Annotated in this window: 20 protein-coding genes and 2 riboswitches; of the genes, 6 read left to right on the top strand and 14 right to left on the bottom strand. The window is 71.1% G+C overall.

The genetic code is table 11. The features are described 5' to 3' along the window. Positions 1 to 4: 4 nt before the first annotated feature. Positions 5 to 1,831: an aminopeptidase P family protein gene (locus MKK52_RS20270; RefSeq protein WP_243956887.1), complete on the top strand. Its 1,827-nt coding sequence runs from the start codon at positions 5 to 7 to the stop codon at positions 1,829 to 1,831. 73 nt (positions 1,832 to 1,904) lie between these two features. After that, positions 1,905 to 4,037, top strand: coding sequence for a protein-disulfide reductase DsbD family protein (locus MKK52_RS20275; RefSeq protein WP_243956889.1), 2,133 nt, complete (start codon positions 1,905 to 1,907; stop codon positions 4,035 to 4,037). 4 nt (positions 4,038 to 4,041) lie between these two features. Here the strand turns inward: MKK52_RS20275 and phoB are convergent, their stop codons facing one another. The 6 genes from phoB to pstS form a co-directional block, all read right to left on the bottom strand. Further along, complete coding sequence (gene phoB, locus MKK52_RS20280; protein WP_243956897.1) at positions 4,042 to 4,737, bottom strand: phosphate regulon transcriptional regulator PhoB; 696 nt, start codon at positions 4,735 to 4,737, stop codon at positions 4,042 to 4,044. Positions 4,738 to 4,848: 111 nt separating this feature from the next. Continuing rightward, positions 4,849 to 5,562, bottom strand: a complete 714-nt coding sequence (gene phoU, locus MKK52_RS20285; RefSeq protein WP_243956899.1) for a phosphate signaling complex protein PhoU — start codon at positions 5,560 to 5,562, stop codon at positions 4,849 to 4,851. A 31-nt stretch (positions 5,563 to 5,593) separates the two neighbouring features. Beyond that, positions 5,594 to 6,409 (bottom strand): phosphate ABC transporter ATP-binding protein PstB, encoded by an 816-nt coding sequence (gene pstB, locus MKK52_RS20290; RefSeq protein ID WP_243956901.1) that lies wholly within the window; start codon positions 6,407 to 6,409, stop codon positions 5,594 to 5,596. A 36-nt stretch (positions 6,410 to 6,445) separates the two neighbouring features. Then, positions 6,446 to 7,339, bottom strand: a complete 894-nt coding sequence (gene pstA / locus MKK52_RS20295) for a phosphate ABC transporter permease PstA (protein ID WP_243956903.1) — start codon at positions 7,337 to 7,339, stop codon at positions 6,446 to 6,448. A gap of 13 nt (positions 7,340 to 7,352) precedes the next feature. Further along, entirely contained in the window at positions 7,353 to 8,327 is a 975-nt protein-coding gene (gene pstC, locus MKK52_RS20300; protein ID WP_243956905.1) for a phosphate ABC transporter permease subunit PstC, read from the bottom strand. Between the two features lie 101 nt (positions 8,328 to 8,428). Next, positions 8,429 to 9,469 (bottom strand): phosphate ABC transporter substrate-binding protein PstS, encoded by a 1,041-nt coding sequence (gene pstS / locus MKK52_RS20305; protein WP_243956907.1) that lies wholly within the window; start codon positions 9,467 to 9,469, stop codon positions 8,429 to 8,431. Between the two features lie 314 nt (positions 9,470 to 9,783). On the opposite strand from pstS, the gene MKK52_RS20310 reads away from it, so the two are divergent. Next, positions 9,784 to 10,035 (top strand): hypothetical protein, encoded by a 252-nt coding sequence (locus MKK52_RS20310; RefSeq protein WP_243956909.1) that lies wholly within the window; start codon positions 9,784 to 9,786, stop codon positions 10,033 to 10,035. Positions 10,036 to 10,042: 7 nt separating this feature from the next. Here the strand turns inward: MKK52_RS20310 and MKK52_RS20315 are convergent, their stop codons facing one another. The 5 genes from MKK52_RS20315 to MKK52_RS20335 all read right to left on the bottom strand — a co-directional run bounded on the left by MKK52_RS20315 (position 10,043) and on the right by MKK52_RS20335 (position 15,802). After that, the gene (locus tag MKK52_RS20315) at positions 10,043 to 10,240 is read right to left on the bottom strand and encodes a hypothetical protein (protein WP_243956911.1); all 198 of its coding nucleotides are present in this window, start codon (positions 10,238 to 10,240) and stop codon (positions 10,043 to 10,045) included. 140 nt (positions 10,241 to 10,380) lie between these two features. Continuing rightward, positions 10,381 to 12,048 carry a DNA repair protein RecN gene (gene recN / locus MKK52_RS20320; protein ID WP_243956913.1) on the bottom strand — a complete coding sequence of 556 codons (1,668 nt, stop codon included), beginning with the start codon at positions 12,046 to 12,048 and terminating at the stop codon, positions 10,381 to 10,383. Between the two features lie 137 nt (positions 12,049 to 12,185). Continuing rightward, complete coding sequence (locus tag MKK52_RS20325) at positions 12,186 to 13,307, bottom strand: DSD1 family PLP-dependent enzyme (RefSeq protein WP_243956915.1); 1,122 nt, start codon at positions 13,305 to 13,307, stop codon at positions 12,186 to 12,188. A 25-nt stretch (positions 13,308 to 13,332) separates the two neighbouring features. Next, on the bottom strand, positions 13,333 to 14,463 hold the full coding sequence (locus MKK52_RS20330; protein ID WP_243957066.1) for a threonine synthase: 1,131 nt from the start codon (positions 14,461 to 14,463) through the stop codon (positions 13,333 to 13,335). Positions 14,464 to 14,542: 79 nt separating this feature from the next. Next, positions 14,543 to 15,802, bottom strand: coding sequence for a D-amino acid dehydrogenase (locus tag MKK52_RS20335; RefSeq protein ID WP_243956917.1), 1,260 nt, complete (start codon positions 15,800 to 15,802; stop codon positions 14,543 to 14,545). Between the two features lie 66 nt (positions 15,803 to 15,868). Further along, positions 15,869 to 15,984: riboswitch (glycine riboswitch) on the bottom strand. Position 15,985: 1 nt separating this feature from the next. Continuing rightward, a riboswitch (glycine riboswitch) is annotated at positions 15,986 to 16,087 on the bottom strand. A gap of 134 nt (positions 16,088 to 16,221) precedes the next feature. Between MKK52_RS20335 and MKK52_RS20340 the strand changes: the two genes are divergently transcribed. Next, the gene (locus MKK52_RS20340; RefSeq protein ID WP_243956925.1) at positions 16,222 to 16,689 is read left to right on the top strand and encodes a DoxX family membrane protein; all 468 of its coding nucleotides are present in this window, start codon (positions 16,222 to 16,224) and stop codon (positions 16,687 to 16,689) included. Between the two features lie 3 nt (positions 16,690 to 16,692). On the opposite strand, the gene MKK52_RS20345 is transcribed toward MKK52_RS20340, so the two are convergent. Continuing rightward, positions 16,693 to 17,301 carry a glutathione S-transferase gene (locus MKK52_RS20345; RefSeq protein ID WP_243956927.1) on the bottom strand — a complete coding sequence of 203 codons (609 nt, stop codon included), beginning with the start codon at positions 17,299 to 17,301 and terminating at the stop codon, positions 16,693 to 16,695. A gap of 75 nt (positions 17,302 to 17,376) precedes the next feature. After that, positions 17,377 to 18,549: an acetylornithine deacetylase gene (argE, locus tag MKK52_RS20350; protein ID WP_243956929.1), complete on the bottom strand. Its 1,173-nt coding sequence runs from the start codon at positions 18,547 to 18,549 to the stop codon at positions 17,377 to 17,379. Between the two features lie 135 nt (positions 18,550 to 18,684). On the opposite strand from argE, the gene MKK52_RS20355 reads away from it, so the two are divergent. Both MKK52_RS20355 and MKK52_RS20360 read left to right on the top strand, forming a co-directional pair. Next, on the top strand, positions 18,685 to 19,320 hold the full coding sequence (locus tag MKK52_RS20355; protein WP_243956930.1) for a L,D-transpeptidase: 636 nt from the start codon (positions 18,685 to 18,687) through the stop codon (positions 19,318 to 19,320). 129 nt (positions 19,321 to 19,449) lie between these two features. Further along, on the top strand, positions 19,450 to 19,683 hold the full coding sequence (locus MKK52_RS20360) for a hypothetical protein (protein WP_243956932.1): 234 nt from the start codon (positions 19,450 to 19,452) through the stop codon (positions 19,681 to 19,683). Between the two features lie 7 nt (positions 19,684 to 19,690). On the opposite strand, the gene ggt is transcribed toward MKK52_RS20360, so the two are convergent. Beyond that, on the bottom strand, positions 19,691 to 21,463 hold the full coding sequence (ggt, locus tag MKK52_RS20365) for a gamma-glutamyltransferase (protein WP_243956934.1): 1,773 nt from the start codon (positions 21,461 to 21,463) through the stop codon (positions 19,691 to 19,693). Positions 21,464 to 21,503 lie beyond the last annotated feature (40 nt).

The following is a 21,503-nucleotide window of genomic DNA, read 5'->3' on the forward strand; positions in this document are numbered from 1 at the left end:
GCGCATGACCGAGCCCCGCCGCCGCTTCCAGACCTTCGACGATCCCGGCCACCGTAAGGGGCCGGAACGGATCGCGGCCCTGCGCGCGGCGCTCCGCGAGGCGGGCGTCGACGGGTTCGTGGTGCCCCGCGCCGACGAGCACCAGTCGGAATACGTCCCCGCCGACGCGGAGCGGCTGGCTTGGCTCACCGGCTTCACCGGCTCGGCCGGCACCGCCGTGATTCTCACCGACGCCGCCGCCCTGGTCGTGGACGGCCGCTACACCCTGCAGGCGCCCGCGCAGGTCGATACCGGCGTGGTGAGCGTGGTGCCCCTGGCCGAGACCAGCGCGGAGGCCTGGATCGGCGAGCATCTCGGCCGCGACCGGGTGCTCGGCTACGATCCCTGGCTGCACACGCCGGACGGGATCGCGCGGCTCGAACGGGCGGTGGCCAAGGCCGGCGGCTCGCTCCGGGCGCTGCCGGAGAACCCGGTCGATTCCTGCTGGGCCGGGCGACCGAAGCCCCCCTCCGGCCAGGTCGTGGCGCAGCCCGAATCCCTCGCGGGCGAGGGGGCCGAGGACAAGCTCGCCCGGGTGCGCGCGGCGCTGGTCGCCGATTCCTGCGATGCCCTGGTGATCTCGGACCCGCACAACCTCGCCTGGGCGTTCAACCTGCGCGGCAGCGATGTCGGCCACACGCCTCTGGCGCTCGGCTACGCGATCCTGCCCCGCGAGGGCCGGGCGCGGCTCTACCTCGTCTCCGGCGACATCGACCCGGCGTTGCGCGCGGCGCTCGACCCCATCGCGGAAATCGGCGCGCGCCTCGACCTCGACGAGGGCATCGCCGCCCTGTCCGGGGCCCGCGTGCGCCTCGACGGGGCGACGGGCGCCGTCGCCCTCAAGGAGCGCGTGGAATCGGCCGGCGGCACGGTCGATGTCGGGAAGGACCCGATCACCGCGATGAAGGCGGTGAAGAACGCGGCCGAGATCGCCGGCACCCGCGAGGCCCACCGCCGCGACGGCGCGAGCGTGGTGCGCTTCCTGGCGTGGCTCGACGGCGCGGCGGCGCGGGGCGACCTCACCGAGATCACCGCCGTCGAGGCGCTGGAAAATTTCCGCGCCGAGGGCGGCGACCTGCGCGACGTCTCCTTTCCGACCATCTCCGGCTCCGGCGCGAACGGCGCCATCGTCCATTACCGGGTGACGCGGGAGACCAACCGGGCGGTCCGTCCGGGCGAATTGTTCCTCGTGGATTCCGGCGCGCAATACCCCGACGGCACCACCGACATCACCCGCACGCTCGCCATCGGTGAGCCCACGGCGGAGATGCGCGACCGCTACACGCGGGTGCTGCAGGGCCACGTCGCGATCTCCCGCGCCGTGTTCCCCAAGGGCACGAACGGCGCGCAGATCGACGGCTTCGCCCGCCTGCCCCTGTGGCGGGCCGGGCTCGATTTCGACCACGGCACTGGCCACGGGGTCGGCGCCTTCCTTTCGGTGCATGAGGGGCCGCAGCGCATCGCCAAGACTGGCACCGTGGCCCTCGAGCCCGGCATGATCCTCTCGAACGAGCCGGGCTATTACGCCGCCGGGCGCTACGGCATCCGCATCGAGAACCTCGTCCTCGTGGAGCCCCGCGAGGTGCCGGGCAGCGAGCGGCCGGTGCTCGGCTTCGAGACCCTGACCCTCGCCCCCTACGACCGGCGCCTCATCGACGCGTCCCTGCTGGAACCGGGCGAGCGCGCCTGGATCGACGCCTACCATGCCCGCGTGCGCGAGGCGCTGTCGCCGCTCCTCGACGCGCCGACGCGGGGCTGGCTGGAGGCCGCGACGGAACCCCTCGGGGCGTAAGGCCCGCCCCTGCCCCAATTAAGCCGGTGCGGAGGCCGAGAAACCTCCCGCCGTCCGGCGCGAAGAGTCCCGCATGATCGCCCGCCTGCTCCTGATCCTCGCCTGCCTCGCCTGCGGCCCCGCCCTGGCGCAGGGGTTCCGCGCCCCGGCGGACCTCGTGCGGGCGAGCCTCGTGGCCGAGCCTTCGGCGGTGGCGGGGGGCACGCCCTTCACCCTCGCCGTGCACATGAAGCTTAAGCGCGGCTGGCACGTCTACTGGCGCAACCCCGGCGATTCCGGCCTGCCGCCGGAGGTGACGTGGACGCTGCCCGCCGGCTTCGGCACGGGGGCGATCCGCTGGCCGGCGCCGCACCGCATCCCCATCGCGACGCTGATGAACTACGGCTACGAGGACGAGGTGACGCTCCTCGTCCCCGTCACGCCGCCGCCGAGCCTCGACCCGGCCGAGCCGGTGCGGATCGCGGGCAAGCTCACCTACCTCGTCTGCGAGACCGAATGCGTGCCGGGCGCGGCCGACCTCGCCCTGACCCTCCCCGTGGGCAAGCCGACGCCGGACCCCGCCAACGCCGCCCTGTTCACCCGCGCGCGCGCGGCGCTCCCCGTCGCCCCGGTCTGGCCGATGCGCCTGTCCCGCGAGGGCGACCGCATCCGCCTGGACTTCGCCACGAGCGGCCTGCGGGCGGATTCGATCAAGTCGGCCGCCTATTTCCCCTATGGCGAGACCGCCCTCGACAACGCCGCCGAGCAAACTCTCAGCGTCGACGACCAGGGCCTGCACCTCAGCCTCACACGGGGCGACGACAAGACCTTCCCCCTCTCCCTGCCCGGCGTGCTGACGGTGGAGGAGGACACCGGCAACGGCGTTGTCCGCCTCGCCTTCGCCTATGGCGACGAGCCGGCGCAGGTGCCCTCCGCCGCCGTCGCCCCCCCGGCGGCAGCCGGCGCCCTGCCCGTCCCGGCGGCGGACCAGCCGACCCTCCTCGCGGCCATCGGCCTCGCCCTGCTCGGGGGGCTGATCCTCAACCTGATGCCCTGCGTCTTCCCCGTCCTCTCGATCAAGGTGCTCGGCCTCGTGCGCCAATCGGGTGAGAACCGCACCCGCGTGCGCCTGCACGGCCTCGCCTACACGGCCGGCGTGCTGGCGAGCTTCCTCGCCCTCGCCGGGCTGCTGATCGGCCTGAAGGGCGGCGGGGCGAGCCTCGGCTGGGGCTTCCAGTTGCAATCGCCGCCGGTCGTGGCGGGGCTCGCCTATCTCCTCGTCGCGGTGGGCCTGAGCCTGTCGGGGGTGTTCAGCCTCGGCGGACGCTTCACCGGCCTCGGCGACGGGCTCGCGCGGCGGGCGGGGCTGCCGGGCTCGTTCTTCACCGGCGTGCTCGCGACCCTTGTCGCCACCCCCTGCACCGCGCCGTTCATGGGCGCGGCGGTGGGCTTTGCCCTGACGCAGGGCCCCGCCGTGGCGCTCGCCGTCTTCGCGGCCCTGGGCCTCGGCCTCTCCCTGCCCTTCCTGGCCCTCACCCTGTGGCCCGGCGCCGTGCGGGTGCTGCCGCGCCCGGGCGCGTGGATGGAGACGCTGAAGCAGGCCCTCGCCTTCCCGGTCTACGCCACGGCGGCGTGGCTGATCTGGGTGCTGGCACAGCAGGTCGATGCGCGGGGGCTGTTCGCGGCTCTGATCGGCGTGGTGCTGGTGGGCTTCGCCGCCTGGGCCTGGGAGCGCAGCCGGGGCGCGACGGCCCTCGGGGAGCGGATCTTCCAGGGCCTCGCGGGTCTCGCGATCATCGCCGTGGTGACGCTCGGCTTCGGGCTCTCCCAGCAGCGGGCGGTGCCGGCGGCGCAGGCCGCCGCCGAGGGCACCGAGCCCTACAGCCAAGCCCGCCTCGACACCCTGCGGGATGCGCGCCGGCCGGTCTTCGTGAACCTGACGGCGGCGTGGTGCATCACCTGCGCCGTCAACGAGACCACCTCGCTGTCGCGGCCGTCCGTGCAGGCGGCGATGCGGGCGAAGGGCGTGACCTACCTGAAGGGCGACTGGACCAACCAGAACCCCGAGATCACCCGCCTGCTGGAGCGACACGGCCGCAGCGGCGTGCCGCTCTACCTGCTCTACACGGGCGGTGGCGACCCCACGATCCTGCCGCAGATCCTCACCGAGGGCACGGTGCTGGAGGCGCTGGCCGCGATCCCCGACCGCACGGCCGAGGCGCGCTGACGCCTCACGGCTCGAGCGAGAAGGTCTCGTCGAAGGCGTAGCCCGAGCCGCGCACGGTGCGGATCGGATCGGCCTGGCGCGGGCCGTTCAGCGCCTTGCGCAGCCGGCCGACATGCACGTCCACGGTGCGCTCGTCGATGTAGACATCGTGCCCCCAGACCCCGTCGAGCAATTGCTCGCGGGAGAAGACCCGGCCGGGGCTGAGCATCAGGAATTCCAGCAGGCGGAACTCGGTCGGCCCGAGATGAAGCTCCTGGCCGCCGCGCCGGACGCGGTGGCCGGTGCGGTCCAGCTCGATGTCCCCCGCCGCCAGCCGGTCGGCCACATGGGCGGGCTTGGCCCGGCGCAGCAGCGCCCGGACGCGGGCGAGGAGTTCCGGCACGGAGAACGGCTTGACGATGTAATCGTCCGCCCCCGTGCCGAGGCCGCGCACGCGGTCGCCCTCCTCGCCCCGGGCGGTGAGCATGATCACCGGCATACGCTCGGTCTCGCGCCGGGCGCGGATGCGGCGGCACAGTTCGATGCCGGACAGGCCGGGCAGCATCCAGTCGAGGAGGACGAGGTCCGGGGTGCGCTCGGCGAGGAGCAGTTCCGCGTCGTCCCCGCGCGCGGCGGCATCGACGCTGAAACCCTCCGCTTCGAGGTTGTACCGCAGGAGGGTGGTGAGCGCCTCTTCGTCCTCGACGATCAGGACACGCATGCTCGGGAGTCCATTCCACGCCCGTTCCCCCCGGCCGGGTTCGACCGAGGGTGGCGGGCAACGCTGATACGCCGAAGCCGTCACCGCCGGGGAGGCGATGACGGCGATGGTTCACGCGCCGGGGGTGACGGTCGCGTAGTTGGAGGCGTCGTTCTTCGGCCGGTCGCCCATGAAGATCTCGCCGGTGGCGAGGTAATGGATCGTCTCGGCGATGTTGGTGGTGTGGTCGCCGATCCGCTCGACGTTCTTGGCGCAAAACAGCAGGTGTGTGCAGAACGAGATGTTGCGCGGGTCTTCCATCATGTAGGTCAGGAGTTCGCGGAACAGGGAATTGTAGAGGGCGTCGATTTCGCCGTCGCGCTCCCACACGTCATGCGCCGCCTTGGTGTCACGGCTGGCATAGGCGTCGAGCACGTCCTTGAGTTGCCCCTCGGCGAGGTCGCTCATGTGGCGCACGCCCAGCACGATCTTCTGCGCGGGCGCTTGGTCGGCGATGGCCGTGACGCGCTTGGCGACGTTCTTGGCGAGGTCGCCGATCCGCTCGAGGTCGCCCGAGACGCGGATCGCCGAGATGGTCTCGCGCAGGTCCACCGCCAGCGGCTGGCGCCGGGCGATGAGCAGGACGGCCTTCTCCTCGATCTCCCGCTGGAGCGTATCGAGGCGCTTGTCGGCGATGATGACGGTCTGGGCCAGGGCCTCGTCCTGCCGGGCGAGGGCGAGGGTCGCCTCGCCGGTCATCTTCTCCGCGACGCCGCCCATCTCGGAGATCGAGCGGCGCAGGTCTTCCAAGTCCGTGTCGTAGGACGTGACGATGTGGCCGGGCATGGCGAGACCTCTACGGTTCGGAGTCGGTGGCTCAGCCGAAGCGGCCGGTGATGTAGTCCTGCGTCTTACGCTCGTTCGGGTTCATGAAGATCTTGTCGGTCTGGCCGAACTCGACCAGCTCGCCGAGATACATGAACGCCGTGTACTGCGAGATGCGGGCGGCCTGCTGCATGTTGTGCGTGACGATCACGATGGTGAACTCATCGCGCAGCTGCTCCATCAGCTCCTCGATGCGGCCCGTGGAGATCGGGTCGAGGGCCGAGGTCGGCTCGTCGAACAGGATCACCTCCGGCTTCTGGGCCACGGTGCGGGCGATGCACAGGCGCTGCTGCTGGCCGCCGGAGAGGCCGGTGCCGGCCTGCTTGAGCTTGTCCTTCACCTCGTCCCACAGGGCGGACTTGCGCAGCGATTCCTCGACGCGGACGTCGAGGTCGGCCTTGGGCAACTTCTCGTAGAGGCGCAGACCGAAGGCGACGTTGTCGTAGATCGACATCGGGAACGGCGTCGGCTTCTGGAACACCATGCCGATGCGCGAGCGCAACTCGTTCAGGTCCACGTTCGAATCGAGGACGTTGCGCCCGTCGAGGAGGATCTCACCCTCGGCGCGCTGCTCCGGGTAGAGGCTGTAGATGCGGTTGAAGCAGCGCAGCAGGGTCGATTTCCCGCAGCCCGAGGGGCCGATCAGCGCCGTGACCTTCCGGTCGTAGAAGTTCAGGTTGACGTTCTTCAGGCCGTGGAACGACCCGTAATAGAAGTTGAGGTTCTTGACGGCGATGCGGATGGCCCGGTCGGTGGCGGCGTTGCCACGGCTGAGGTCCCCGGTCGGCAGCGCGGAGGCGGCGTTCATCGTCATGTCCTCGTGATGGGTTCGGACGTCACGCCCTCAGCGGGCGTTCTGCGGCTTGATCACCAAGCGGGCGATGATCGACAGGGCCAGGATGGTCGTGGTGATCAGCAGGGCGCCGGCCCAGGCGAGCCCCTGCCAGTTCGGATAGGGCGAGAGGGCGAACTGGTAGATCATCACCGGAAGGTTCGCGACGCCGCCCATCAGGTTGGGGGAGAACCAGGAATTGTTGTTGAGCGCGGTGAAGAGCAGCGGCGCGGTCTCGCCCGCGATGCGGGCCAGCGCCAGGATGATGCCCGTCACGATGCCGGAGGAGGCGGCCCGCCACGTCACCGAGGTGATGACCTTGGAGGGCGGGGCGCCCAGCGCCGCGCCGGCCTCGCGCAGGGTGCCGGGCACGAGGCGCAGCATGTCCTCCGTGGTGCGCACGATCACCGGCACGGCGATGATCGCCAGGGCGACGCCGCCGGCCCAGCCGGAATAGGTCCCCATCGGCCGCACCATCAGGGTGTAGACGAACAGGCCGATCAGGATGGATGGCGCCGAGAGCAGCACGTCGTTGAGGAAGCGGATGATGTCCGCGAGCTTCGAGCCCCGCCCGTATTCGGCGAGGTAGGTGCCCGCCATCACGCCGACCGGGGTGGCCACGACGATGCCGATCGTCGTCAGCACGAGGCTGCCGAGGATGGCGTTGGCGATGCCGCCGCCTTCCGAGCCGGGGCCGGGGGTCGGCTGGGTGAACAGGGTCGGGCTGAGGCCCCGGATGCCCTCGACGATGAGCATCAGGAGGATCGAGCCGAGCACCACCGCGCCGACCACCGTCGCGACGAGGCAGGAGATGCGCAGGGCCCGGTCCGCCACCCGGCGGCCGGGGCGGACGCGGCTGGCGCGGAGGGGGGACGGGGTCGTCACCAGGGGATTCGTGGCATCCATCGGGATCGGCTCCTCAGGCGGCCCGGACGCGGCGGGTCAGCAGCCGCGCGACGATCAGCACGATGAAGGTGATGACGAAGAGGATGCAGCCGAGCGCCATCAGGGCGTTCAGTTGCAGGCCGTCCGCCTCGTTGAACTCGTTGGCGATCCGCGACGCGATGGTCGAGGACGGGTCGAAGATCGAGGCCGAGAGCCGGTTGGCGTTGCCGACCACGAAGGTCACCGCCATCGTCTCGCCCAGCGCCCGGCCGAGGCCCAGCATGATCGCGCCGATGATCGACACGGCGGCCTGCGGCACGAGGACGTGGCGCACCACCTCCCAGGTGGTGCAGCCGATGCCGTAGGCGCTCTCGCGCAGGACCGTGGGGATCTGGTCCAGCATGTCCCGGGCGATCGAGGCGATGAACGGCACGATCATGATCGCCAGGATGATGCCGGCGGTGAAGATGCCGACGCCCGAGGGCACCCGCGCATAGAGCAGCGTACCGACCACCGGGAGCCCCTCGACGAGGTTCGAGAGGGGGATCTGCACGAAGCGCGCGAAGATCGGGGCGAAGATGAACAGGCCCCACATGCCGTAGATGATGCTCGGCACGGCGGCGAGCAATTCGATCGTCATGGCGACGGGCTTGCGCGCCCAGCCGGGGCAGAGCTGCGTCAGGAAGATCGCGATGCCCAGCGAGACCGGCACGCCGATCAGCAGCGCGATCACCGCCGAGGCGAGGGTGCCGATCACCGCGACCAGGGCGCCGTATTGCTCGGTGCCGATGTTCCAGGCGCTGGAGGTGAGGAAGCCGAAGCCGAATTCGCGGAAGACGGGCCAGCCGCCGTAGAGGATCGAGCCGAGGATGCCGGCGAGCACCAGCAGCACGAGCAGGGCGGCGGCGTAGGAGCAGGTACGGAACACCGCATCGAGTCCACGGCTCGGACCCCGGCGCGGGGTGGAGCGCGTCTCGGCGATGGCGATGGACTGCGACAAGGCGGGCATCCGCGATTCTCTGGAATGGACGGACTTCTATCGTGGCGGCACCCGCGATGCGAGGGAGGGGGCCCGAAGCCCCCTCCCCGCGCGGGATCACATGTCCAGGATCACATGCCGAAGACGGGCTTGCCGTCCTTGCCCTTGATGGTCTTCCACTCGTCGTGGATTAGGGCGACGACGTTGTCCGGCAGCGGGACGTAGTCGAGGTCCGAGGCGAGCTTGTCGCCGTTCTTGTACGACCAGTCGAAGAACTTCAGCACGTCGGCGGCCTTCGCCGGATCGGCCGGCTCCTTGTAGACGAGGATGAAGGTCGCGGCGGTGATCGGCCACGCATCCGCACCCGCCTGGTTGGTGAGCGAGATGCCGAAACCCGGAGCGGCCTTCCAGTCGGCGCTGGCGGCAGCCGCCTGGAACGCCTTGTCGGTCGGCTCGGGGAACTTGCCGTCCTTGTTCTGGATGAGCGTGTAGGCCAGCTTGTTCTGCTTGGCGTAGGCCGACTCGACGTAGCCGATCGAGTTCGGGACCTGCTTCACGGTGGCGGTCACGCCCTCGTTGCCCTTGCCGCCCTGGCCCACGGGCCAGGAGATCGTGGTGGCGGCGCCGTATTCCTTCTTCCACGCCTCGGAGGCCTGGGAGAGGTAGGTCGTGAAGATGTTCGTCGTGCCCGAGGCGTCGGACCGGTAGACCGGCGTGACGTTCGCGTCGGGGAGCTTCACGCCCTCGTTCAGCTTGGCGATGCGCGGGTCCGACCACTTGGCGATCTTGCCGGCGTAGATGTCGGCGATGAGTTCGCCGGTCAGCTTCAGCTTGCCGGCCTCGATGCCGGGGATGTTCACCACGGTGACGACGCCGCCCATCACGGTCGGGAACTGGATGAGGCCGTCCTTGGCGAGCTGCTCACCCTTCAGGGGGGCGTCGGTGGCGCCGAAATCGACGGTCTTGGCCTGGATCTGCTTGATGCCGCCGCCGGAGCCGATCGACTGGTAGTTCAGGCCCGTGCCGGTGTCCTTGCGGTAGGCTTCCGCCCACTTGGAATAGACCGGGAAGGGGAAGGTGGCCCCCGCTCCCGTGATGTCGGCGGCGAGAGCCGCGGAGGCGAGCTGGGCCGTCGCTAGGCCGAGGGCGAGCGCGTAAGCGAAGGGTCTCAAGGGTGTCTCCGTCTCGGTCGGCTGCGCCGCCAACCCTGGGGCGATACGGCGCAGATCCAAGGGGCACGGAAGGGTCCGGCCGGCGCTCGGGGCGGTACGACGGTCGTATGACAGGGCTATGACAACCCCGGCCCGCGCAGCCTTTCGCGCTGCGGTAAGAACCTGATTTTTCGATTCGATCCGCCTCCGACACAATCCAGCAATGGAGCCCCGCAGGCCTCCTTTCGAGGCGATGGCACGGGATGGCGGCCGACTGCGTTGGTGTCGCATCGACCCGTTGCCCGGAGGCACCGGGCGATGGGGCCGAAGGAATCGTGGACGTGGTGACAGGGCCTGCGAGGGAGGGCGACGATCCGGACGCGGCCTGGCGTGAGCTTCACGAGGAGCGCGAGGCGCTGGAGCGGGCGCTGTCCCTTTGCCAGACGCGGCAACGGGTGGCGCGGGACGAAGCCGAGGCCGGCGCGGCCGCGCGCGAGGAGGCGGAGCTGCTCCTCAGCCTGGACCGGGTGCTCACACGGATCAGGGCGGCGGAATACGGACGCCAGCCCGGCGCCCGGCGGTGGTGAGCGCGCGTCAGAGGGCCTGACGGCGGTCGCGCTCCTTGTGGCGCAGGCGCAGGAGCAGGTCGATCTGCGAATCGGGGATCGGCTGCGTGTCGATACTGTCTTCGTAGACGCGGCGCAGGCTCTGGCCGAGATGGCCGGTATCGACGCCATTCTCCGGCTTCACAGACGCGATGCGTGTTCCTGCCACGGCAGCAGTCCGGCTCATGGTCCTCTCCGATACCGAAAACCGGCTCGACCGACGATGACGGGACGAGCGACGGTGACCCTCCACTAACTTGGTTAACTGCGGGTTACCGTCAACCTATCGTTAAGCTTGCGGGGGAATCTGCGACAATACTGTCCAATTCAGACACCCAGTAACAATCGGGCGGCGGCGGCGCGGGCCTCGTCCGTCACCGTGGCGCCGGCGAGCATCCGGGCGATTTCCTCGCGGCGGTCCTCCACCGGCAGGGTCGAGACGCGGGTCGCCACCCGCCCCGCGCCCTTCACCGGCGCCTTGGCGATCAGGAGGTGCGTGGCTGCCCGCGCGGCGACCTGCGGCGCGTGGGTGACGGCGATGACCTGCACCGTGTCGGCGAGGCGCGAGAGGCGCAGGCCGATGGCGTCGGCCACCGCGCCGCCGACCCCCGTGTCGATCTCGTCGAAGATCAGGGTCGGGGCCGAGCCCTTGTCGGCGAGCACTACCTTCAGGGCCAGCATGAAGCGGGACAGCTCGCCCCCCGAGGCGACGCGCATCATCGGGCCGGGCTTCGTGCCGGGGTTGGTCTGCGCCCAGAACTCCACCCGGTCGATGCCGGCGGCGTCGCGGGAGGCGGGGTCGGTCGCGATCTCGGTGATGAACCGGGCGCGTTCCAGCTTCAGGGGCGGCAGCTCGGCCTGCACCGCCGCGTCGAGCTTGCGGGCTGCCTTCTTGCGGCCGGCGCTCAGGGCCTCGGCGGCGGCGGCATAGGCGGCCTCCGCCTTTCCCTGCGCGGCTTCCAGGGTGGCGAGTTCGGCCTCGCCCGCGTCGATGGCGGCGACGTCGGCGGCGAAGCGCCCGGCGAGGTCGGCAAGGTCGTCGGCGGCAACGTTGTACTTCCGCGCCGCGGCGCGCAGGGCGAACAGCCGTTCCTCGACGCGTTCCAGTTCGCGCGGATCGAATTCCGCCTCCGCCACCGCGTTCTCGATGGCGGCCCGCGCCTCGTCGAGGGCGACGAGGGCCGCGTCGAGGGCGTTGACGCAGGGCTCGACCAGGGCCGGCAGCAGCGCCGCCCGGCGTTCCAGCTTGCGCAGGGCGGCCGAGAGGTGCGGCACGCCCGAATGCGGCCCGCCCGCCGCGTCCAGGGCCTCGTTGAGTTCGCGGGCGATCTTTTCCGATTGCTGCATCACCGTGCGACGCTCGGCGAGGCTCGCCTCCTCCCCCGGCAACGGGTTCAGTTCGCCGAGTTCCTCGACGGCGTGCCGGAGGAAGTCGGCCTCGCGCCGGGCGGTCTCGACTCGCTCCTTGTGCTCGCTGAAGGCGGTGCGGGCGGCGCGCAGGGCGCGGGCGGCGGTGCCGACCTTGGCCGCCTGCGGCTGGAGCCCGCCGAAGGCGTCGAGGATCGCCCGGTGCGAGGCGGGATCGGCCAGCGCCCGGTCGTCGTGCTGGCCGTGGATCTCCACCAGGGCTGCGCCGATGGCCCGCAGCACCTGCACGCCCACCGCCTGATCGTTGACGAAGGCGCGGGTGCGCCCGTCCGCCATCTGCGTGCGGCGCAGGATCAGGTCGCCCTCGGTGTCGAGTTCGGCCTCGGCGGCAATGCGCCTCGCCGGGTGGTCGAGGGGCACGTCGAACACCGCCGTCACGCCGCCCTGCGATTCGCCGGAGCGCACGAGGCGGCCGTCGCCGCGGCCACCAAGGGCCAGGGCGAAGGCGTCGAGCAGGATCGACTTCCCCGCGCCCGTCTCACCCGTGAGGACGCTGAGCCCTTCGCGGAAATTGAGTTCGAGCTTGTCGATCAGAACGATGTCGCGGATCGCGAGCTGCGCGAGCATGCTGCGGCGGGGCATCCCAGGGGGCGGAAGGGACCGGGAGCACACCGCCGCGACCGGCGGCGCGCTCTCGGGAACGGAGTGCGTACATAAGCCGGCCGCCCCGGCGATTCACCCTAAAAGTTCGCGGCGTGCCGCCCCTACAGGAGCGCCCCCCGCGCCGTGACCGGCCACAGGGCCTCGACGCGGCCGTTGCGGACGCCCACCAGCCAGTCGTGGACGTTGACGGTGGGGTCGCAATGGCCGGGGATCAGGCGCAGCCGGTCGTTGAGCCGGAGCACGTTGCCGGGATCGGCGATCACCCCGTGCTCGTCGGAGGCCTTCAGGTATTCGACGTCGCTGCGGCCGAACACGATCGGCATGCCGCTGTCGACGCTCTGCGCCTTGAGGCCGGCATCGCAGATCGCGACGTCCCGCTTCGCCTTGCTCATCACCGAGGTGAGGATGAACAGGCTGTTCTCGAACTCCGAGATCGGCTTGTCGCCGGCATCGCGGACGCGCTGATAGTCGGCGTCCATGAAGACGTAGGAGCCGCATTGCAGCTCGTTGTAGACGCCGCTCGCCCCCTCCATCTCGAAGCTGCCGGTGCCCGCCCCCGCGACGATGGCGCAGGACAGGCCCTCGGCCTTCAGCAGATCGATGGTGCGCTTCGTGTCGTCGATGGCCTTCTGGATCAGGTCCCGGCGCTCGTTGTGGTCGCGGACATGCTGGGCCTTGCCCTGGTAGGCCTGGAGCCCGGCGAAGGAGAGGCCCGGCCGGTCGGCGATGCGGCGGGCGATGGCGACCGCCGGCTCGCCCGGCGCGACGCCGCAGCGGCCCGCGCCGACATCGATCTCCACGAGGCATTCGAGGGTGACGCCGTACTTCACCGCCGCCGCCGAGAGGTCGTCGACGTTGCCGAGGTCGTCCACGCAGACCAGCACCCGGGCGCGGGTGGCGAGCGCCGCCAGCCGCTCGATCTTCTTGGGCGCGACGACCTGGTTCGAGACCAGCACGTCGCGGATGCCCGCGCTCACCAGGGCCTCGGCCTCGCTGACCTTCTGACAGCACACGCCGCAGGCCCCGCCCCGCTCCATCTGGATCATCGCGATGTCGGAGGACTTGTGCGTCTTGGCGTGCGCCCGGTGGCGCAGGCCCTTCTCCTTCATGTAGCGGCCGAGCTTTTCCACGTTGCGCTCGAAGGCGTCGAGATCGACCACGAGGCAGGGGGTGTCGACCTCATCGACCGGCATGCCGATGGCGGCGGGGAGCGTGTTGGCCATGGGGTTCCTCCTTTGTTGTTGTGTCTCAGGCTCGGGCGTCGAGCAGGTCGGCGATGCGCGGCGTGGCCTTGATGCCGGTGCCGGTGAGGACGACGACGCTCGTTTCGTCGGCGCGGATGGCGCCGCGTTTCGTCAGGTCGCTCAGCGCCGCCGCCGCCATGGCGCAGGTCGGCTCGACGTAGAGGCCTGAGCGGGCCAGTTCATGCAGCGCCGCCTCGATGGCCGCCTCGGACACCGCGACGGTGCCGCCGCCGGAGCGCCGCAGGGCCGCTAGCACCTCCCGCCCGCGCACCGGCCGGGCGATGGAGGCGCCCTCGGCGAGCGTCGGGTGCGGATCGATGGGCAGGGCGTCCTCCGCTCCCGCCGCGAAGCCGGCATGGAGCGGCGCGCAATGGGCCGGCTGCACCGCGTAGAGGCGCGGCAGGCGGTCGATCTCGCCCCGGCGCAGCAATTCGCGGAAGCCGATATCGCAGCCGAGGATGTTGCTGCCCGCCCCGCAGGGGATGATGACACAATCCGGCGTGCGGAAGCCCAGATCCTCCCACAGCTCATAGGCCAGGGTCTTGGTGCCCTGAAGGAAATGCGCCTGCCAATTGTGGCTGGCGTAGAAGATCGACTCGGCCTGGGCGACGGCCGCGTCGGCGGTGTCCTGCCGGGTGCCGGGGATCAGTTCGATGGCGGCGCCGGCCGCGCGCATCTGCACGGTCTTGGCCGGCGAGGTCGAGGCCGGCACCAGGATCTTGGCGCGCATCCCGGCGGCGGCCGCATAGGTCGCCACCGCCGCGCCGCCGTTGCCGGAGGAATCCTCCAGCACCGCGTCGATCCCCTGCTGCCGCAGGATCGAGAGCATCACCGAGGCGCCCCGGTCCTTGAAGCTGCCGGAGGGGGCGAACCATTCGAGCTTGAAATGCGCGTGCCCGCCCCGCCACGGCCGGCGGACGAGGGGGGTGCAGCCCTCGCCCAGGCTGATCGGATCGGCCACCGCGACCGGCAGGGCGCCGGCATAGCGCCAGAGCGAGCGCGCGGCGGTGTCGATCCCGTCCCGCCCGATGCCGGGCAGGTCGGTGATCATCAGCGGTCGCCCCACTTCCGAGCGCCAGCGCGGCGTGTCGATGGGGTAGGTCGTCCCGTCGATGGGATCGACATAGGCGGGCATCGTCATGGTCGAGCCTCTCTCCGATGATCGTAGCGCGGCGTGAACTTTATTCAAAATTCAAACCGCGCTGCGGGGTGCCTCACGCCGCGAGGCGCAGGCCCGCCGTGCCGGGCGCGTGCTCGGCCGCGATGGCCTCGGCCACGAGTTCGGCGGTGGCGCCGGAGAGGGTCCAGCCAAGATGGCCGTGGCCGGTGTTGTAGAACACCCCCGCCCGGCGCCCGCGCCCGACCTTCGGCAGCATGTTCGGCAGCATCGGCCGCAGGCCGCTCCAGGCGATCACCCGGTCGGTGGCGACGCCAGGGAACTGCTCGCGGGTCCAGTCCACCAGGGGCTGGATGCGGTCGTGGCGGATGTCACGGTTGAAGCCGTTGAACTCGGCGGTGCCGGCCACGCGGAAGCGGTCCTCGCCGAGCCGGCTGGTGACGATCTTTGTGGCCTCGTCGAGGATGCTCACCTGCGGCGCCGCCGCCTGGGCCTCCGGCGTGTAGAGGTTCACGGTGATCGAGTAGCCCTTCACGGGGTAGATGTTCACCCGGTCGCCCAGCATCGCCGCGAAATGGCGGCTCGCCGTGCCGGCGCAGATCACCACCGCGTCGAAACTCTCCTCGCGGGCCTCGCCTCGTCCGGCCTCCCGCCAGCCGACGACGTGGCCCCCCTCCCCGCCCGGCGCGACCGAGGCGACGGCGGCGTCGTGGACGAAGCGCACGCCCCTGCGGGCGCAGGCGGCGGCGAGACCCCGCGTGAACTTGTGGATGTCGCCCGTGGCGTCGGAGGGGGTGAAGAACCCGCCGTAATAGGTGCCCGCCAGCGTCGGCTCGATGGCCCGGATCTCGTCGGGCGTGACGGCGTGGCGCTCCAGCCCGCCCTCGCGGAGCAGGGAGTTCACCCCCTCCGCCTTCCGGAAGGCCGCTTCGTCCCGGTAGAAATGCAGGATGCCGCGGGTCTTCAGGTCGAAGTCGATCCCCTCGGCGCGGGCCATGGCGAACAGGGCCTCCCGCGCCTTGATCGCGAGCCGCACCGTCTCGACGGTGTTCGCCCGATAATGGGCGATCTCGCGGACGAACTCGGCCATCCACGACAGCTTGTGCCAGGACGGGGCCGGATTCATCAGCAGCGGCGCGTCGCGGCGGGTCATCCAGCGCAGGCCCTGGATCACCGTCGAGACCTTGTTCCACACCTCGGCATTGCAGGCCGAGAGCTGTCCGCCATTGGCGAAGGAGGTCTCCATCGCGGCGTAGCGGTTGCGGTCGAGGACGGTGACGCGATACCCCCGCGTGGCGAGGGCATAGGCTGTCGTCACGCCGGTGATGCCGGCGCCGATCACGGCGACATGGGTCATGGGTTTGGGACTCCGGGCCATCTGGACGCATGGGACCGGATTCGAGTGAAGCCGGCCGGTCGCGCCCCATCTGTCCCGGTGCCTGAGAGTTTGATCCGGCGCCGCCTTGGCAGGGCGGTGAGCACGGACGTCCCCTTCGGCGGGTGCCAGCGGACGAATCCGCCGCACCGCTCTCCAGATTGCCCCGACGACACGGTTCTGGTGCCTGAGAGTTTCCGGGGCGGTTGCTCCGTCGGCGCCGGGCGGCCTCTGTCGGGCCGTCCCGGTCTCTCCCGCATCGTCGTCATGGGCGCTGCGACATTAGCGCAGGCGACCCCATCCGCCCAAGCCCGTTTTCGGGGCAGCGCGCCCGTCTTCCTTGCAATCGGCGGCGCCTGTCACACCTGCCCCCACGACGCCGTCATGGAGCCCACGACCGGATGCCAGCCCTGAGCCTCGCCATCGCCTTCGGCACCCGCCTGCTCCTCGTCCTGCTGTTCCTGCCCTTCAGCGCCCTCGACAAGATCGTGAACTTCAGGGGCGCGGTCGGTCAGGCGAAGCAGGCGGTACACGCCACCGCCCCGGCCGTGGTGCTGATCCTCCTCGGGCTCACCGTCGAGATCGGCATGTCGGCCTGCATCCTGACGGGGGCGTTCGACCGCGCCGCCGCCTTCGTGATGGCCGGCTATTGCGGCGTCACGGCCCTCCTGTGGAAGCAGTTCTGGGCGCCGGGCGACTTCTGGTCAGGCGGCAAGGGCCGGGAGCTGTTCTGGGACTTCCTAAAGAACTTCGCGCTGGCCGGGGGCTTCCTGCTCATCACCTTCGGAACGGGGGCGAGCACGGTGGAGAACTTCTTCGCCAACCCGCTCGCCTCCTCGCACCCGTACGAGATCGCCTCGCCGCGCTGAGCCTCAGCCCTGCGGCGGCACCGTCGCCGTCATGGACGGGCGGCCCTCGAACACGGCGTACCACGCCGCCGTCGCGGGGCGCCCGTCGCGCCACGCGAGGTCGGGGAAGCGGTAATCGAGGTAGCCGAGGGCGCAGGCGATGGCGACCGTGCCGATGTCGAGCACCGGCATGTCGGCGACGAAAGTCTCGATCCGGTCGAGCCCCGCCACGATCTTGGCGATCTGGCCGGCATCCCAATCCTGCCAGCGCAGAGGCTCGGGGCGCATCACGCGCTCGTAGCGGGTGATGAGCGCCGCATCGAGCATCCCGTCCGCCAGGGCCTGACGGGTCAGGGCGTCCCAGCGCTCGGCACCCTCGGGGAAGAGGTGCGCGCCCTCGGAGCGCATGTCGAGGTATTCGCAGATCACCCGGCTGTCGAATAGGCAGGTGCCGTCCGCGAGGATCAGCGCCGGCACCTTGCCCAGCGGGTTGTGGGGGGCGACGTCGGGCGCGCCGGCCACGGGCGACGTGCCAGCGGTCACGACCTCGATTGCGCCGGCCTGGCCGGTTTCGTGGGCCAGCACCAGCACCTTGCGGGCATAGGGTGAGGCGGGGGAGTAGAGGAGCTTCATCGGCCTGTCCCGGCTGTCACGGTCGAGGGGCACAACGCACCGTTCCGGCCGGGAAATCCAGCCCCGGTGCGGCGCCTATCCGCGGCATTCACCGATCAGGCGGCGGAGGAAGCCGGCGCAGGCGTCGAGCTCGCCCCGGGTGACGTACTCGTCCGCCCGGTGGGCGCGGGCGATGGAGCCGGGGCCGATCACCACGCTCGGCACCCCGGCGGCGTCGAACAGCCCGGCCTCCGTCCCGTACGAGACCTTGGCGTGGGCGTTCCGCCCGGCGAGACGCTTGGCCAGCGTCGCGATCTCCGCCTCCGGCGCGGTGTCGAGGCCGGGATAGGCGATGAGCGGCTCGACCGTGATCCCGCAGGCGGGGTCGGCGGCGCGCATGAGGGGAACGAGCTGCTCCTCGGCATAGGCGACGGCCGCCGCCGTGAGGGCGCCGGCATCGTCGGCGCCGATGGCCCGCACCTCGAAATCGACGCTGCACGTATCGGGCACGATGTTGAGCGCCGAGCCGCCGCGCACCACGCTCGACAGGGCGGTGGTGTGGGGCACGTCGTAGAGCCCGTCGCGGGCGCCCTCGCGGGCCAGCCCCTCGGCCATCAGCCGGACATGCTCGATGAACCGCGCGGCGTATTCCACCGCGTTCACCCCCTGCGGCGCCAGGGCCGAATGGCAGGCGCGGCCGGTGAACGTCACCCGCGCCGCCGACTTGCCCTTGTGGCCGAGGACGACCTCCATCCCCGTGGGCTCGCCCACGAAGCAGCCGAGCGGCTTCGGGAACAGGTCGCCCATCCGGGCGATGAGCGGCCGCACGCCGAGGCAGCCGACCTCCTCGTCGTAGGAGACCGCGATGTGCAGCGGCAGGGCCAGGGGCTCGGCCGCCATCTCCGGCAGCAGGGCGAGGCACACGGCCAGGAACCCCTTCATGTCCGAGGTGCCGCGCCCGTAGAGCCGGCCGCCCTCCTCCCGCAGCCGGAACGGGTCCGAGCTCCAGGGCTGGCCGTCGGCGGGCACCACGTCGCTGTGGCCCGAGAGCACGTAGCCCGGCCGGTCCAGGGGACCGAGGCCGATCCACAGCCCCGCCTTGGTACCGGTCTCGTCGGACACCCGCGTCACCGCCGCCCCGTGGCGCCGGGCGAACTCCTCGATCCAGTCGATCAGCGGAAGGTTCGAGCGGTCGCTCACCGTGTCGAAGGCGACGAGCGTCGCCAGGATCTCCGCCGCGTCCACCGTCTCAATCCCGTTCCCGGTCATACCCTTGGTCCCTTACGTGCCCCTCGACAACGCACGGAAGTCTTACTACGCGCACCGGGAACCGGAGAGCCCCAAAGGCGTAGCTCGGCTGAACGCCTCGCGGTCTTCCGCCAACGTGGCGTCAGGGATTCATCGATGCGCGTCCGATCCGCCGCCCTCCTCACCAGCCTCCTCCTCGCGCTCGGCGCCGCCCCAGCCCGCGCCGACGTGGTCATCACCGTCGACAAGGATGCCCAGCGCATGTCCGTCGTCGTCGACGGCACGCCGCGCTATTCCTGGCCGGTCTCGACCGGCGCGGCGGGCTACGACACGCCCTCGGGGAGCTTCCGCCCGTTCCGCATGGAGCGCACGCACTTCTCCAAGGAGTTCGATGACGCGCCGATGCCCTACGCGACGTTCTTCACGAACCAGGGCCACGCCATCCACGGCACGAACCACGTCCGCAGCCTCGGCCGCGCGGTCTCGCATGGCTGCGTGCGCCTGTCGGTGCGCAACGCCGCGACCCTGTTCACCCTCGTGAAGGCGCAGGGCATGAACCATACCCAGGTACGGATCGAGGGCGAGGGCGCCGCCATGGCCGAGGGTGGCTCCCGCACCCGCACCGTCGCGCGCGGCCGGGGCACCGGATACGGCGTCGAATCGTTCGACGACGACCAGACCGGCGCCCGCACCGTCTACTACGCCGTGCCCGCCCGGCGCCCCGTCGCCATCGATCCGCGCGGGATCGACGGCGGCGGCTACGGCCCCGCTGGCTTCTACGACGGCTACTGAGAACGCAACTCCTGCGGGAATGCGCAGGCGTTAACTCTTCTTCTAAGTGAAGCGTTTACGGGCGGTCGCGATGGTGTTCCCCGCACCCGCGCCGCCCGTGGCGCGAGGTTGGAAGAGGGGGACGATTCGATGATGCGGCTCGCTGCATTCTCCACCGCGTGCCTCATGCTGGCGACGCCGGTCCTGGCGAGCACCGCCGAGGGCGTGGTCTCGACCCGGGGTCCGCGCCTCGACGCATGGCTGCGCGGCATCGAGCCCGGCACGACCGGCTCGGTCCAGCCCGCCCAGGCCGCGCCGGCCAAGCCCTCCTGCCCGCCCGAGCGCCGGGTCGGCACGGGCGCGGGCTTCTGCCTCATCAACTGAATCCGGCTCACTCGCCGATCGCCGCCCCCGCCGGGCGGCGGTTGTCGTTGGCGCCGTAGAGCAGGCCCGGACGCATGGATTGCGTGCGCGAGGCGTCGTTGCCGGAGGATGGCGCGCTCGGCTCCGCCGGCACCGCGCCGCTCGTGGCGATGAGTTCCTGCGCCCCCCACGGCACCTGCACCTGCACGCTGTGGCCCATGCCCTTGAGGATCGCGAGGGTGTCGGCTGAGAGGGCGAAGGGCTCCGCGTAGACCGTGTTCGGCAGCCATTGGTGATGGATGCGCGGGGCGTCGACCGCCTCCTGCGGCTGCATCCGGAAATCGAGCATGTTCATGATCGCCTGCGCGTTGATCGTGATGATCCGCGAGCCGCCGGGCGAGCCCACCACCATCACCGGCTTGCCCTCCCGCAGGACGATGGTCGGCGCCATGGAGGAGAGCGGGCGCTTGCCCGGCGCGATGGCGTTGGCGTTGCCCTGGACGAGGCCGAACAGGTTCGGCACCCCGACCTTGGTGGTGAAGTCGTCCATCTCGTTGTTGAGGAAGAAGCCCGTGCCCGGCGCCATCGCCCCGGAGCCGAAATAGCCGTTGATCGTGTAGGTCAGCGAGGCCGCGTTGCCCGCCCGGTCGAGGACGGAGATATGCGTCGTCTCGGGCCGCTCGCGGGGCGGCTGCAGCGCCGGATCGGGGCGGATGTCGGACGAGGGCGTCGCCCGGTCGAGGCGGATCCCCTCCCGGAGGGTGCGGGCGTAGTCGGGCGAGATCAGCCGCGCCACGGGGTTGTCCACGAAGGCGGGGTCACCGAGCGTCGCGTTGCGGTCGGCATAGGCCCGCCGCATCGCCTCGACCATCAGGTGCACGGTCCGCGCCGAATTGAAGCCGGAGGCGGCGATGTCGTAGCCGTCGAGGATCGTCAGCGTCTCGCAGAGCGTCGTCCCCCCCGAGGAGGGCGGCGGCGCCGAGAGGATCGTCGCCCCCCGGTAGGTGCACGAGAGCGGCCTGTCGTCGGTGATCGTGTAGTCCGCGAAATCCTGCGCGGTGAGGATCCCGCCCCCCGCCGACGAGGCCGCCTCGACGGCGCGGGGAATCTCGCCCCGGTAGAAGGCCGCCTGCCCGCCCTCGGCGATGGCCTGGAGGGTCTTGCCGAGGTCGGCCTGGACGAGCCGGTCCCCCGGCCGGAACGGCGTCCCGTCCGGCCGCAGGAAGATCTTGGCCACCGTCGGGTCGCGTTCGAACTTCTTCGTGCCGGTTTCGAGGATGTCGGTGTCGCCGCGTGTCAGCACGAACCCGTCCTTCGCCAGGGCGATGGCGGGGGCCATGATCCGCGCGAGGGGGAGCGTGCCGTAGCGGGCAAGCGCGGTGGTGAGGCCGAGCACCGTGCCCGGCACGCCGGCCGCCTTCCAGCCGCGCAGGGTCGAGAACGGCACGAGGTTGCCGTCCGCGCCGAGATACATGTCGCGGCTCGCGGCGCCGGGGGCCTTTTCGCGGAAGTTGACGAAGCGGCTGCGCCCTTCCGCCGTGTGCAGCACCAGGAAGCCGCCGCCGCCGAGATTGCCGCAGCAGGGGTTCACCACCGCCTCGGCGAAGGCCACCGCCACCGCCGCATCGACGGCGTTGCCCCCCGCCGCCAGGATGTCCGCCCCGACCTGCGAGGCCAGCGCCTGGGACGAGACGACCATGCCGTTCCGGCCTTCGACCGCCGGGGCCGAGGCCCCCCGCGCGAGGCCCGGCAGGGCCAGGGCACAGGCGACGACGAGGGCGCTCCGCCAGCGTGTTTGCATTCCCGGCCCTTCCGATCCCGTCCGACGACAGGGGGGATCT

Source organism: Methylobacterium sp. J-067, from assembly GCF_022829465.1.
GTDB classification, from domain to species: Bacteria; Pseudomonadota; Alphaproteobacteria; order Rhizobiales; family Beijerinckiaceae; genus Methylobacterium; species Methylobacterium litchii.